General features: G+C 53.7%; 10 protein-coding genes. 8 read left to right on the forward strand and 2 right to left on the reverse strand.

The window, feature by feature from the left end:
- Window positions 1–6 precede the first annotated feature (6 nt).
- From IPM28_14275 to IPM28_14310, 8 genes are all read left to right on the forward strand, one after another.
- The gene (locus IPM28_14275; GenBank protein ID MBK9174148.1) at window positions 7–1,695 is read left to right on the forward strand and encodes a glycosyltransferase; all 1,689 of its coding nucleotides are present in this window, start codon (window positions 7–9) and stop codon (window positions 1,693–1,695) included.
- A 52-nt stretch (window positions 1,696–1,747) separates the two neighbouring features.
- Window positions 1,748–3,298 carry a sugar transferase gene (locus IPM28_14280; GenBank protein MBK9174149.1) on the forward strand — a complete coding sequence of 517 codons (1,551 nt, stop codon included), beginning with the start codon at window positions 1,748–1,750 and terminating at the stop codon, window positions 3,296–3,298.
- Window positions 3,295–4,143: a peptide chain release factor N(5)-glutamine methyltransferase gene (prmC, locus tag IPM28_14285; protein ID MBK9174150.1), complete on the forward strand. Its 849-nt coding sequence runs from the start codon at window positions 3,295–3,297 to the stop codon at window positions 4,141–4,143. Before IPM28_14280 ends, prmC begins: the two co-directional genes overlap by 4 nt.
- A 212-nt stretch (window positions 4,144–4,355) precedes the next feature.
- Window positions 4,356–4,556, forward strand: coding sequence for a hypothetical protein (locus IPM28_14290; GenBank protein ID MBK9174151.1), 201 nt, complete (start codon window positions 4,356–4,358; stop codon window positions 4,554–4,556).
- A gap of 225 nt (window positions 4,557–4,781) precedes the next feature.
- Window positions 4,782–5,348 carry a NifU family protein gene (locus tag IPM28_14295; GenBank protein ID MBK9174152.1) on the forward strand — a complete coding sequence of 189 codons (567 nt, stop codon included), beginning with the start codon at window positions 4,782–4,784 and terminating at the stop codon, window positions 5,346–5,348.
- A gap of 193 nt (window positions 5,349–5,541) precedes the next feature.
- On the forward strand, window positions 5,542–7,347 hold the full coding sequence (locus tag IPM28_14300; GenBank protein MBK9174153.1) for a hypothetical protein: 1,806 nt from the start codon (window positions 5,542–5,544) through the stop codon (window positions 7,345–7,347).
- Between the two features lie 176 nt (window positions 7,348–7,523).
- Window positions 7,524–8,759, forward strand: coding sequence for a ribosomal protein L7/L12 (locus IPM28_14305; GenBank protein ID MBK9174154.1), 1,236 nt, complete (start codon window positions 7,524–7,526; stop codon window positions 8,757–8,759).
- 235 nt (window positions 8,760–8,994) lie between these two features.
- Window positions 8,995–10,995 (forward strand): hypothetical protein, encoded by a 2,001-nt coding sequence (locus IPM28_14310; GenBank protein MBK9174155.1) that lies wholly within the window; start codon window positions 8,995–8,997, stop codon window positions 10,993–10,995.
- A 75-nt stretch (window positions 10,996–11,070) separates the two neighbouring features.
- Here the strand turns inward: IPM28_14310 and IPM28_14315 are convergent, their stop codons facing one another.
- Together IPM28_14315 and IPM28_14320 are read right to left on the reverse strand one after the other, a co-directional pair.
- The gene (locus IPM28_14315; protein ID MBK9174156.1) at window positions 11,071–12,414 is read right to left on the reverse strand and encodes an insulinase family protein; all 1,344 of its coding nucleotides are present in this window, start codon (window positions 12,412–12,414) and stop codon (window positions 11,071–11,073) included.
- 76 nt (window positions 12,415–12,490) lie between these two features.
- Window positions 12,491–14,023, reverse strand: a complete 1,533-nt coding sequence (locus IPM28_14320; GenBank protein MBK9174157.1) for an insulinase family protein — start codon at window positions 14,021–14,023, stop codon at window positions 12,491–12,493.
- Window positions 14,024–14,144: the final 121 nt, after the last annotated feature.

The following is a 14,144-nucleotide window of genomic DNA, read 5'->3' on the forward strand; positions in this document are numbered from 1 at the left end:
TTCGTGATGATGCCGAGAATATTCAGCAAGGCATACAGGATATTTAGAGCCGGCGGATTCCGTGGCACTTATTTCGCTTTAAAGCGATTGCGACGGACGTCGCATAGAGATCGTCTCTACACCGCTTGGATCGCGAAGTACGATACGTTGACCGAAGATGAGCGGGAAGCAATAAGACAGAAGATCGAGGACTTTGATTATCAACCGCTGATATCGATTTTAATGCCGGTCTATGACGTCGACGAAAGATATCTGAGAGCAGCGATCGAGTCAGTCCGCAAACAAATATATCAAAACTGGGAATTATGCATAGCCGATGATAAGTCCCCTTCGCCGCATGTTCGACGTGTCTTGATCGAATATGCCCGCAATGATGATCGCATTCATGTTTCGTTTCGAGACGAGAATGGTCATATCTCCGCGGCCTCGAACACCGCCCTCAATATGGTGCAGGGAGAATTTACTGCGCTTATGGATCATGACGATCTGCTGGCCGAAGACGCTCTATTTCAATTGGCGGCGGCGATCAACAAAGAACCGGGGGCCAATCTTCTATACTCAGACGAAGACAAGATCGACACCAATGGGCGCCGGTTCCAGCCCATGTTCAAGCCCGATTGGAGCCCAGAGGCATTTCTCTCGTTCAACCTTCTAACGCACTTGTGCGCATTCAGGACCGAGACACTCAGGGATGTCGGCGGGTTCAGACTTGGGTTCGAGGGAAGCCAGGATTACGATCTGTGTCTTCGCTTTATCGAGCGTATAGAGGACAGCAGCATTGTGCATATTCCGCTTGTGCTCTATCATTGGCGGGCAATTCACGGATCGGTCGCTTTTGATTCAGGCGAAAAAACATATGCCCATGAACGAGCCCGAACCGCGATCCGAGAACATTATGATAGAACCTGCACTAAAGCCGATGTTATAAAGGGCCGGGGTGAGCTTCATCGGACAATTCTGCGATTGGAGACGCCACCTTCAGTTGCCGTGATCGCATTTGGTCACACTAGATGCGAGTTTCAACTACCGTTCGGAGGTTATAATGGGGCAATCAAAACCATCCTTGCCTCTGAGGGCCGCGTGTTCAGTGCGCTGGAAGAAGCCGCAAAGGAAAGCAAGTGCGAAGTAATTGTTTTCGTTGACGCCGGTGCAGAAAAAGCATCAGAAAAATGGCTTGAGGAACTGGTTTCGAGGGCTGTTCAGCCCGGGATAGGAGCGGTGGGCGGATGTGTCGTGGATTCAAAGGGAAAAGTCTTGAACGGCGGGTACGTTCTGGGAATAAAAGAGGGGTTGGGCAGGGCACATTTCGGTTACGATGCGGATGACCCGGGAGAGTTCGTACGGCTGGCCGCCGACAACAACGTCTCAGCCGTCGGGATCGAATTTATGGCCATATCGCGCATGAGTTTTGATAAGGCAGGCGGATTCGACCCGGACAATACGACCAACGGTTTGGCAGACGTGGAAGTTTGTCTGCGCTTAAGGAAGGCGGGCTTAAGAATCGTCTGGACGCCATGGGCCAGGATGTTTACACGATCGAAGCCGATCGTCCATGAATTCGAAAATGTTAGGAATCTGGCATCGAAGTATCCGGAACTGTTTGCCAAAGACCCATACTATAATCCTAACCTTACACTTGAGGCTGAGGATCTTTCGTTAGCATTCCCGCCTCGCGTTCGCAGGATCGACCCATAGGGATCGCGACGCGAGGATCGGTGCGGTTGTCCTTCGAACTAAACGGTAGAACGTGAGAGCATCAAAGGTATTGGAGAGTCTCGATGCGTCGCTGCCCGCGATAGAGCCGCGGCGGGTGCCGCGTGCCGTGCTGCCGCTGATCGCATTAGCTGTAGCAATTGCGGATATGCTCCTGGCCGCAGCCTCGTTCTTGGCGGCTTTTGCCATTCGCGAGGGGCATCCGGTTCTTTCGGCATCGGCCTGGGCCTGGTCACAGGAGTTTGTCCCATATGCCGGTGTGCTTTATTTTGCGATGATCATTCGCGTCGCAATGCTGGCGTATCAGGGCCTGTTTCGGTTTCAGGGAGCGTTTTCCTATGCAAATGAGGCGATCAAGGTCTTTAAAGCGGCGGCAGTTGGTTCGCTGTTGATCGTTACGTGGACGTTCATGTTTCGGGGCGGTTTCGCGTTCCGTGAGTTCTCATATTCGCGCAGTGTCTTTATTATTGATTTCGCCTTCGCACTCTTTCTTCTACTGGTTTTTCACACTGCGATCAGATACGTCCAGACGATGTTTCGCAGACGCGATGTCAACCTTCAACCGACGCTGATCGTTGGCACCAATGCCGAGGCCCTTCAAACGATCGCTGAGCTCAGGCAGGACCCAAGTCTCGGTTATCGCGTCGTAGCGGCGGTTGGCACCTCGGACGAATCAAGGTCACTGACGGAACTGGCTTCGGTCCCGATCGCCGGTCAATTCAACGATCTTCCTGACATCATCCGAAAACTTGGAATTGAGGAAGTGATAATAACGGACACAAGCATCGAGAGCAGCCGACTATTTGAGGCAATGATGCAGGTCGGTCGTCGACGGCGGGTCGAGTTCCGTTTTGCCCCAAGCCTTTTTGACCTTTTGCCGCAAAAGACCAGCGTTGAACAGATCGGCGTTTTGCCGATGATACGGCTTTTCCGAGAGCCGCTTTCAGAAGCTCAGCGGCTTGCCAAGCGATTGTCTGACATCTTGATTTCAGCCGTGGCGATAATCATCGTTTCACCTTTGCTGTTAGTTATCGCGGCGGCGGTGAAGCTCGGCTCAAACGGCCGGGTACTTTTCAGACAGGAACGCGTCGGGATGGATGGCCGCATCTTTCTTTGCTACAAGTTTCGGACGATGTTCGCAGACGCGGATGAGAACGTTCATCGCGACGCCTACCGAAAGAACATCGAAGGCGACCCGGATGCGAATGTCGGCGAAACAGATACACCGGTATTCGGCAAGGTCAAGGACGATCCCAGGATCACACCCATCGGACGCTGGCTTCGCCGAACGAGCCTCGATGAACTGCCGCAGCTTCTTAACGTGCTGAAGGGTGATATGAGCATCGTCGGGCCGCGTCCACCAATACCTTACGAGGTCGAATCGTACAAACTCTGGCATCGGAAGCGGCTGGATATGAAACCCGGGATCACGGGCCTTTGGCAAGTGTCAGGGCGTAATCGCTTGCGATTTGACGAGATGGTGAGAATGGACATTTTTTACATCGAGAATTGGTCGCTTTGGCTGGATCTCAAGATCATTCTGCTAACGCTCCCGGCAGTATTCAAGGGCGACGGGGCCCGATGACGATCGACGCTGCGATCACGGAGGCATCGAGATCGCTCAAAATTGCGGGGATCGAACAGCCAGCACGCGAGGCTCGCCTGCTCCTTGCATTTGTTCTCGATCGACCTGACTCGTTTATTTTCGCTCATCCGGAACGTGAGCTTGGCACGGTCGAAGCCGAAAGGTTCGGTGAGGCCGTCAGACGCCGTTCGCTGCGCGAACCGTTTCACTACATAGTCGGCAAACGGGAATTCTACGGGCTGGAGTTCTTTGTGAACCCATTCGTTTTGATACCTCGCCCGGAAACCGAAATAGTTGTCGGTGAGGCAATAAGGACTTTAGAAGGCCTCGACCGGCCCCGTTTCATTGATGTAGGTACGGGTTCCGGATGCATCGCGATCTCTATTTTGACAAACGTCAAAACGGCGAGAGGAACCGCTTCGGATATTTCAGTCGAGGCGATCAGGGTCGCTCGGTCAAACGCAGCGAATCACGATGTCCTGGACCGGGTCGACCTTCTGGCAACGGACATTTTTGATGCGATAGGCGAAACTCGATCAGATCTTGTGGTCTCCAATCCGCCGTATATCGCACAGATCGAAATTCGGTCTCTTCAGCCCGAGGTTCGAGAGCACGAGCCGAAGCACGCACTGACCGATGGAATGGATGGGTTGAGAGTATTAGAACGGATAATCCGCGACGCGCCCAAGCGGCTACGCCCCGGGGGCCGTCTTTTGCTGGAGATCGGGGCCGGGCAGGCAGGTTTGGTGAAAAGAATGTTTGACGAAAGAATCTGGGAAGACATTCATTCGATCGAAGATCTACAGCGCATACCCAGGGTCATTTCAGGACGGCTTTCTGACTGACGGTGGCAAAGATCTGCGGCGCTTATCGAAGCATAAAGAATGCTTGCCTTTCCGATAGTTATGGGGTTACTATTAGGCAGTTAATTTACAATCAGTTTGACAGGCAGTATTGTTAGTCTCTAAAGGCCGCAATCAAAAGTAGTTAGGGCTCGACATTTAGCCCGCGAAACTTCTAAATTACGGACCGACATCGACATTCGGAGGTGATTACTGTGAAGGGATCTCTTAGTGGGCTAATCGCCGTTGTTGGGTTGCTGTTAACAGCAGGCTCGTTCTATATGTATGTAAAGAGTCCGGCAAATACCATGTATTTGATCGGGGTCGTGATCTTCCTTATCGTAACTCTCGTTTTTGGCGGGATGTTCCTTTCAGGGAGAGTGAACAAGAACGAAGATATCCATATAACGGAATAATCTTTTGCTTTTGCGGAAGCGGATACGAATCATCCGCTTTCGCGGGCAGTGTTTTTCTCCGCAGAGGTGCGGGCGATGGGCGTTTCTACGTCTGATTCGCTCGCATTTTTGTGTTTTGGCCACTATTTGACGTGCAAACGAAGGGAAAAGTGTTTATAATGTTGACTAAAATGTAAGGTTTAAATTGGGTATGCCCAATTCCGAAGTTTGAAGTAGACATAAGCAATGCCAAAGATCGCCGATATACAGGAAACACCCAATCCAAACGCCGTAAAGTTCATTCTAAAGGAGCCAGTCTCACACGGGACCTCACACTCGTTTAAGTCTCAAGATTCTGCCGCAAGCGATGAGCTGGCAGCATCGATCTTCGGCGTCGGCGACGTCGTTTCGGTCTTTTACATGGACAAGATGATAACGGTGGAAAAGACCGACGATGCCGAATGGGACGAGATCCTGCCGCTTCTGGCCGTCCCGATCAGAGCTGCAGAGAGCACGAAGAGCAGCAACGGCTCCGGGTCGGCAGCGCAGACCGTCGGCGGAGCGATCGCTGCCGTCGTATCTGATGACCCGAAGCTGGCCGAAATAAATGCGCTGCTTGATGACCGGATCCGCCCCTATCTTGCGGGTGACGGCGGGTGGCTTGAGATCGTCGAACTGACCGAAACAACGCTCAAGATCAGATACGAAGGCGCGTGCGGAAGCTGTCCGAGTTCGCTTACAGGAACCCTGATGGCGATCGAGAATATGATAAAGGAAGAGGTCGATCCTGAGCTTGAGGTGATCGCGGTTTGATCTTCTATTTGCTTGCTTTTCCACAAAGGCAAGAATTTCTTGACATAAAAGCTTAATAAACGCAATAATTCAATGGGTGGCGATTTTACGTGAATTGTCATTTCGTCCGCAGCTCTACACTTTCTGCTCAAATACGCCAGCCGCTAGCTTTCCCAGTCGTGTTGTATTTACAAAATTTGGAGGACAAACCGTAGTGACTAGTGAAGAACTCGAGGTTAGTCTCAGAACTGAGTTCGAGAATTATCTGAACGACACTCTTGCCGCAGTCCGTCGAGACGTGTCGGAATTTCAAAAGAACTTCGAAACCGAATTTGCGAAACATAAATCGCAAATGGACGAAGCTCTTCGTGTTCTGTCCTCTCGATTTGAGTCCGCACCCGCACTTGATAAGGGATTTGCCGAATCTGTGGTCGAGCATCTGCGGCTTGCCCGCGACGATGGTGCCCAGATCACGGCAGCTGCATTTGGCGAGGCCGAGAAACTAAAAGGCGAGACCGAGGCGGCGCCCGCGCGATATGATCAGATCCGGGATGCGATCAACGATATCAGCAGCCAAACGTCACAGGCCGCGATCTTGAAATCGCTGGTGGACAATGCGGTGAATTTCGCCGCTCGCGGCGCGTTCTTCATCGTCAAGCACGATCAATTTGTCGGGTGGAAGTCGTTTGGTGAAGGCTCGCCCGAGAATGACGAAAGACTCTTATCCGTACAAGTGCCGATGGCAGCTGATACGTTGCTTGCCCGTGCGGCAAATTCGCTTTCGACAAAAGAGGGAGCTTTTGGCCAGCTCGCGGACGACAATCTATTTCTTGAGCCGGTTGGATTCGGGCGTCCTGACCGAATGTATGCGATACCGCTCATTGCTCGCGGACGCGGCGTTGCGGTGCTCTATGCGGATTTTGGAACGGCCGGGGTTTCGGTCAATCATGACGCTCTTGAAACGCTTGTTCGGGTCGCCGGAATAACTGTCGAACTCCGGGCAGCCGCTCAGCACCCGGTGGTTCAGCCCGAACCCCAGAGGCCGACAGCAGAACCTGAAGCGGCTAGAGTCGAGGAAGCTCCGGCGACATATCAGGCTCCAGCCTATACGATGCCCGAAACGGCAGTCAGTGCCGAGCAGCCGGGTATTCCCGAGGCCGAACACTTCTCGGAAGCCGAACAGCAATTTGAGGCTCCGCAATATGAAACGGCAAGCGAGATCCCATCTGTTGAATATGCAGCGCCGGGCACTACCGGTTTTGATATCGCCGAACCCGAATCAGCCGATACCTACGGCGAGGTCGCCGAGCCGGTAGCTTCGGAAGTTTCAGACCAGTTCGAACCAGCCGTATCCGATCAATATATCGGTGATGTAGTTTACGAGGATGCTCAAGTTTCAAACGTGGGATCTGTCGAAGCCGAGGCGCCGTCATCCCATGGTTTTGAGATCGAACGAACTGCAGATTCTGCGTTCGATCCGTACGTTGAGCCGCAGCCGAATTTTGAACAGGTGCGGACCGAAGCTTCAGCAGAGCCTATCGAGACCGTTGCTGAGATCAGGCAGGAGGCCGATTTCGTTCCAGCACCCGAACCTGTTTTCGAAGCACCGGCCATTGCTGAAGAACCTGCTCCGGCGGTCAACGGTTATTCCACACAGCCAATCGGCGAATCAGCCGTTCAGACCGCTGGGCGAAGTCGTTTCAGCGAGCGAACGATCGACCTGCCAATTGATGTTCCTGAAGAGGAACGCAAGCTCCACAACAATGCACGCCGTTTCGCACGGCTCCTTGTCTCGGAGATCAAGCTTTATAACGAACAAAAGGTGATCGAGGGTAGAGAAGCTGGTGACCTGTACGACAGACTTCGCGAAGCGATAGACCGCTCACGTGAGATGTATGAAAAACGGGTCGAACCACAGGTTTCGATGAAGTTTGATTACTTTCATTATGAGCTTCTGAATGACCTCGCGGCCGGTGAGCCGGCGAAACTCGGTTCCAGCTACCCGGGAGCCGTGGTCTGAAATAACTCTGATTCAGAGGATTGATCATAAAAGGCGGGCTTTCCCGCCTTTTTCATTTTAAAACTAGTATCGTATCGTTTTGTATTGGATCGGGATGTTTCCGAATGACAGACATTATGCCAGAGACATTCAAATGCGCCTCATGCTCAGCTCCGTTGGAGTTTGAAGGGAAAACGATGCAGAAATGCAGTTTTTGCGGAAGTACGGTCATAGTTCCGGCTGACCTTTATTATCGTGGTACAGGCTATCCGGGATCAGCTGTGGGAATATCAGGAAATGCCGAGACGATCGCCGAGGTCCGGCGTTTGATAACGGCGGGCAAGAAGATCGAGGCAATAAAGGTGTTTCGCGAGACGTTCGGTGCTGGCTTAAAGGAAGCAAAGGAAGCCGTCGAAGCGCTTGAACGCGGCGAAGGCGTCGTTCTGACAGCAAAGCAGTTCAGCCTAGGGTCTCGGGCCACTCCGGTGAACGGTGAGGCTGTAAAGGTCGCCGGCATTGCTATCGGCGGGACGTTTCTCATCTTCACGATCGGTGCACTCATCTTCACCGGCTTGATCGTTGCGATGGTGGTGGCGTTGAGTGTCGGCAATGAAGCCGTTCCAAGCGTAGAACACGCGAACAAGGCAACTAGATCGGCTGATGGTACAAGCGAGGCTCCGAGCGTAACCGAGCTGTTAAGGATCGGTGGCGAGGGCACCGGGGCCGGCAGGTTCAAAGACAACCGACACGTTGCGGTTGATGGAAAGGGCAGAATTTACAGCGCAGATTACTCCGGGGGGCGATTTCAGGTTTTCGATCGCGAGGGCGAGTTCTTGTCGCAGTGGAATGGCGAACCGGGCATGCTCCTTTACGGGCTTGACGCCGATCGCCAGGGGATCATTTACATGGTCACGAACAAGGGAATTCGGGCACACAACGGTGAAACCGGCGAACTGCTCCACAAGTTCGATGACCACGGCCTTCGGGATATTGCCGTTGGGCTCGATGGACGCATATTCGCAGCTGGCCGACGGGGCATCTCGATCTTCGACGGACAACTGAAATTGCTGCGGGACTTTAAGGACGCGGCAAAAGATGCCAGCACAAACCTCGGATTCGAGAAGATCGCAGTCGACGGAAGCGGTACGATGTTTCTGACCGACCGGATGAGTAAGGACATAATCAAGTTTTCTTCGGAGGGGAAATTTCTTAACCGAGTGACCACGGAGGTCCGTTCCGCAAACGACATCGCCCTTGATCCGCAAGGACGGATCTATCTTTCCGACACAAGTCAGATCGCGATCTTCGGACAAGACGGCCGTCCGATAAAGTCGATCGATGCCTTTCAGGCATTCGGTATTGTGCTCAACGACGCGGGCGAGCTCTACATCGCGGCCCGGCCATATATCCTTAAACAAAGGGTCGATCTTTGATCGATGATCTGCACGAAATGGTTTCCGCTCGCTTGAGATCCGCACGAAATCGTCGCTTTGAGCACAGATTTCGACGATCTTTGTACCGTGAACATCGGATGGTGAACCGAGCGATCTCGATTTCGGTTTTCGGTACAGGATTTGCTGAATGTATAGCATAAGTGCCATACACGAGGTTGTTTCGAGGATCTGGCACTCTCTTCCTTAAGAATTCTGCGAAGGAGCCCATACGACTATGTTTCCCCGAAACAAGAGATCGCTTCCGCTTTTTTTGGCCTTGCTATTCATTTCAGCCGCGCTTCCGGTGTCGGCTTTCGACGACGAGATACCCGAGGTGACCGATAGGGTCGCCCGGATAAGCTTTATCGCCGGCGACGTGCAGATCCGGCGGGCTGACACCGATGAATGGGAACAGGCAGTGTTGAATCTCCCGATCGTCGAGGGAGACGAGGTGGCGACGTCGGCCAACGGACGCTTTGAGATACAGTTTACGCCTAGCAAGCACATCCGCGTTTCAGAGAATGCTCTGGTAAAGATCGCAGTGCTCAGGGATGAAGGTATAGCGGTCAGCGCGTCGCAAGGCAGCGTGAGCGTGCGTCTCATTGATTTTGATCCGGAACTCGGATATTTTGAGGTCGATGCGCCGCGAACGACCGTTGCAGTTCTGCGGTCAGGAAAATACCGCATCGATGCGGGCCAGCCGGATGAGAGCGAGATCGGCGTGGCTGTAGGTGACGAGGGAGAGGCACGCATATATTCGAGCACATCGGGCTTCACACTTAGAAGCGGGCGTAGCGCTCGTGTTCAGATCGACGGAGCATTTGCCGGTGATTGGGAAACGACCTTCGCTGCCGCGATCGGGGACGACTTTGATCTTTGGGTCCGGGATCGTGAGGACCTGATCGCAAAACGGCTTCGCGAAGCGCATTACGACCGCTACTACGATCGAGAGATATACGGTGCGGAAGAACTGAATGATAACGGCGACTGGGTATACACCCGTGAGTATGGATACGTTTGGCGGCCTTTTCGAACGTCGATAAGCTCATATTCCGATTGGTCGCCGTATCGGTATGGCCACTGGCGATGGGTCGCACCTTTCGGATGGACCTGGATCAACGACGAGCCATGGGGTTGGGCGACCTACCATTATGGTCGATGGATATGGCATAACGGCTACTGGCATTGGTCGCCATACGGATATTACAGGCATTCGAGAAGCTGGTGGCGTCCGGCTCTAGTGGTGATAACGATCTACAGCAACAACGTCTGTTGGTATCCGCTGCCCTATCACTACGGATATTACAACTACAATCGACACTACAATTCGCGGAATCCCCGTTCACGACGCGACGACAAAGGGCCTGGCCGGACGATCGTCAACAGCCCAAATACGCCGATACCGACACCGACCCCGCAGACCCCCGGACCGGTCATTACGAACGAGCAGCGGACGGCCCGAAAGTTGACGCCGCCGCTCCAAACTGTTCCGCCGACCGGGGTGGTTACGGTTCCGGCATCAGAATTCGGACGCGGAAAGGCAGACCTTAGGCGGCCGCCGCTTTCGACCGCTCGAGCGGTCCTTTCGAAAGCGCCGAATGAAGGCGAGACACCGCCGATCCTGCCGATATATCGCGAGATAGAGTCAAAGATCAGCCGCGAGATCAGGACCGAAAAGCCTGCTGCGGCCAAGGTCGGAACACGCGGGCTAACCGGTGCCTCGACCCGAACCCCTGACGAACCGCTCGACAGACAGCTTAGAACAACGCGGATGCTGGGCAATCGGCCACCGCTTCAGAATGACCCGTTGCCTCAGCCAACAGGTCCGACCACGACGCGTTCAACCGAGCCGCGCAGGACCGGCGCGGTCGAACGAACGGTGCGCAGTTCCGAACCTAAAGAGCCGGTTGTCGAGACGCCAGGAGCGGATCCACCGGTTAGGACGACGACGCGTAGCAGTGAGCCAAAAAGCTACACCCCTGAGCGTTCGACACCGCGGCCGATAGTAACAATGCCTCAGCAGCAGCCGAGACGCGAAGAGCAGCCGAGGAACGATCCGTCGCCTCGCGAGACCCCGCGTTACGAGCCGCCGCCAAGGTCCGAACCTACACGTCGGCCTGATCCGTCTGAATCGAAACCGCCGCCGCGCTCCGATCCTCCAAAGCAACGTGATCCGGCACCGAAAAGCGAACCGTCGAAGCCATCGCAAACGGAGCGGAGAACGAAGGATGGATGACACTGGAATGCAAAAAGGGCGGCTGCAGGCCGCCCTTCATCGTTAAAGATCAGATCGAAGCCACTGGAGCAATGGCTACTGTGATGTGCCCTTGAATATCTTTTCGTCTATCGCCTGCGGGTTGCCGATCACGACAAAGCGGACATTCTTCATATATTTATTGGCGACCGCTTGAACGTCCTTTGCGGTCACTTCGCGTATCTTGTTGAGGAACTCGAAGGAGTTTCGCCACCCGCCGCCGATAAGCTCATAACGGGCGAGCTCGGCAACCTGAGCAGAGTTCGTCTCCTGTGCGACATAGTAATTCGTAAGGAACTGGCCTGCCATCCCCGCGATCATCTGATCGTTCAGCGAACGGGTTTTCAGGTCATTGACCTGCGCAAGCATCACCTGGACAGATTGATTTGCATCGACAGATGTCACGTAGATCGTTCCCGTATTCGCACCGAAATTATTTAGCTCGGCATTCGGAGCATATGAAAGCTGACGCTTGACTCGAACCTCTTCGTAGACCAACTGCTGAAGGATAGTAGTCGCCACGCGCATCGCGAAATAGTCGGGGTTATTTAGAGAAGGCGCCGCAAACGTTCCCTGGACGTAATTGGTCGGAATGTTCCGTGTTGTGACGTCGACCGTCGGTCTTGAGAAATCCAGGGGCGGCAGCGGGGCCTCTTTGTAATTGCCCCGGGGCAATTTACCGAAGGATTGTGTTACCTTCGCCTTCAATTGCTCGGCATCTATGTCCCCAACAACAACAAGCAGGAGCCGTGACGTCTGCATCAACGATCGGTGATAATTTCGAAGGTCGGCCGCCGTAAAGGCTGACACGTTCTTGATCGTGCCATTCGGGTTCAATGCATACGGATGACCGGCATAGATCGAGCGTTCCTGCGCCGCCTGAAGCGCGGCATCCGGACTTGTTTCAGCTTCGCGAAGGCCGGCGATCAACTGCTGCCGTATCCGTTCGACGTCATCTGCGGCGAAAGCCGGATCGATGGCGACGTCGGCAAACAACTCCCACATTCGGTCGAAATTCTCGCGTGTCGAGACGAATGCGATCGAGCTATAGTCACGCGATGAACCCGCTCCGATCGAACTTCCGGTCGAAGCGATCTGGCGTCTGACCTGTTGGCGGTTGAATTTCTTGCCGGCCTCGGTCGCGACACTCAAGGCAAAATTCTCGATACCGGCGTTGGCTTCGGTGTAGTTTCGAACACCTCCGCGGACGAAAAGCCCGGCGGCGAAGGTCGGTGCCGAGGCTCGCCGTTTGACGAGGACCTTCATGCCATTCACCTCGAACTCGGTCACAAGCGACGCCTGCTGAGCGACGTTATCTATCTTGCCGGTCTGCGCGGCGGCCGCCGCAGTAAGCACAAAGCTCAGTACAAGAATGGTTATAGTGCGTTTTGCGATAATCATAAATAAACTGTGCGGCATGTCGCTGCTATCCGATGATAAATATTCTGGTGCCGGGAAGATCGTTGCCAATGCCAGATCACTTTGACCCGATCAAGTCGGCTTCGCCGAGCGCGGCTTTCGATTTTGCCTCGGGCGAGAGCATAGCGATGCCCACACGGTGCTTTCCGGTTATGTAGGTGCTTACGTAACGGTTAATATCAGCACGTGAGACCGCACGGAGGTTCTTCTGATAGCCGCGGAAGTATTCGATGCCGGTCGATGACCACCAGAACCCGAGGGTGTGGGCATACTCACTCGATTTCTCGCGATCGAACAGATCGCTTGCCTCGAGGATCGTCTTCGAATTCTCGAGTTCCTCGTTCGTGAAATAGCCCGGGCTTCCGAACTGGGCGACCTCGGCGTATGTAGCGGCAAGGGCAGCTTTAGCTTTTTCAGGCGTGGTGATCAGGAAGATCGTGATCGGGCCGACGTTTCGCTGAGTGTAGTAATTTATCGATGCGGCCGAAGCGAGGCCGCTATCGACCAAATTTCGCTGAAAACGATGGTCCGGCTGCTGGAGAATATACGAAAAGACGTCGGCCGCGTACGTCGAGGCATCGTCTTTCCCGATCGAGGGGCCGTGCCAACCTATCTGAATAAAAACGTTCTGTTCAGCGCTTTGGGTTTCTTCGCCGGTATTCTTTTCGATTATAACGGCTTCGCTCTTTGTAAGCGGAGGATGGTCTACGAGCGGAAACTCCTTAAAAGGGTCGACCGCTCGTTTTTCCCAGCTTCCCATTATTTCCTCCGCCAGGCGGAAGACCTGATCCGGCTTTACGTCACCGGTTATGATAAGTGCGGCATTGTTCGGGAAATAATAACGCGACTGAATCAGACGCATTTGATCGGTGGTCGCCGCGGCGACTGTCTGCCGCGTTCCGCCTGGATTCTTTCGGGTCGGGTATTTGTAAAATAGCTTCTCGTTAGTTGCTTTGAACAGATACGAATACGGATTCGCCTCATTTCGATCAAGTTCGCCGATCACGACCTGTTTTTCGTTCTCGAATTCCTCCTCGTTGAACCAGGGGTAACGGACCGCATCGTTGATAACCCGTATCGCTGTCGCGACATACGGGCTTGTTGTAGTGAAAAAGTAGTTGACGACCTCTTCGCGGGTAGAGCCGTTATACGAGATGCCGAGGGTTTCAATGTTCCGCAGATAGCTCACATCCCCGATCTGCGATTTTAGCCTGATCGGTTCGTTGCATATCGGATTCACGCCGCCTCGCAGAATAAAGGGTTCACATTGCATCAACAGTGTCGCTTTGTTGGTCTTGAAGAACATATGTTCGTAAAGGTGCGACAGTCCATTGAGTTCAGGCGGTTCGGTGAATGAACCATTTCGGACGGCAAGCTCGACCGTAACGATCGGAACGCTGGGATCGGGGAGGACGATGATCTCGAGGCCGTTGCTCAGAGTCTTGTTGACGAAGGGTACGGAATAATCCTGCCTCGATGCGGCTGCCGGCGTATTCGTAGCCGCAGAGCGTTGGGCAGACCGCGATTGCCCCGAAACAAGGCCGGAAGCGAATAGCGAGAGTAGCAATGTGCTGAAAATTAACTTCTTCACTTAGGATTCTCCCAATGACTAAACGATATTGATAAGCCGTAACGGAGCCCGGCGGCTGGGTCCAGGTCTTGCCCGCGTGTGTAACGGCAGTTAGTATTTAATCTAGCATACGGAGATAAAA

The sequence above is a fragment of the Chloracidobacterium sp. genome, from assembly GCA_016716305.1.
Lineage (GTDB): Bacteria > Acidobacteriota > Blastocatellia > Pyrinomonadales > Pyrinomonadaceae > OLB17.

Coding starts and splice junctions, on each gene's coding strand:
- IPM28_14295 (MBK9174152.1), top strand. CDS start 4,782: ATGCCAAAGATCGCCGATATACAGGAAACACCCAATCCAAACGCCGTA.
- IPM28_14305 (MBK9174154.1), top strand. CDS start 7,524: ATGCAGAAATGCAGTTTTTGCGGAAGTACGGTCATAGTTCCGGCTGAC.
- prmC (MBK9174150.1), top strand. CDS start 3,295: ATGACGATCGACGCTGCGATCACGGAGGCATCGAGATCGCTCAAAATT.
- IPM28_14310 (MBK9174155.1), top strand. CDS start 8,995: ATGTTTCCCCGAAACAAGAGATCGCTTCCGCTTTTTTTGGCCTTGCTA.
- IPM28_14315 (MBK9174156.1), bottom strand. CDS start 12,414: ATGATTATCGCAAAACGCACTATAACCATTCTTGTACTGAGCTTTGTG.
- IPM28_14275 (MBK9174148.1), top strand. CDS start 7: ATGATGCCGAGAATATTCAGCAAGGCATACAGGATATTTAGAGCCGGC.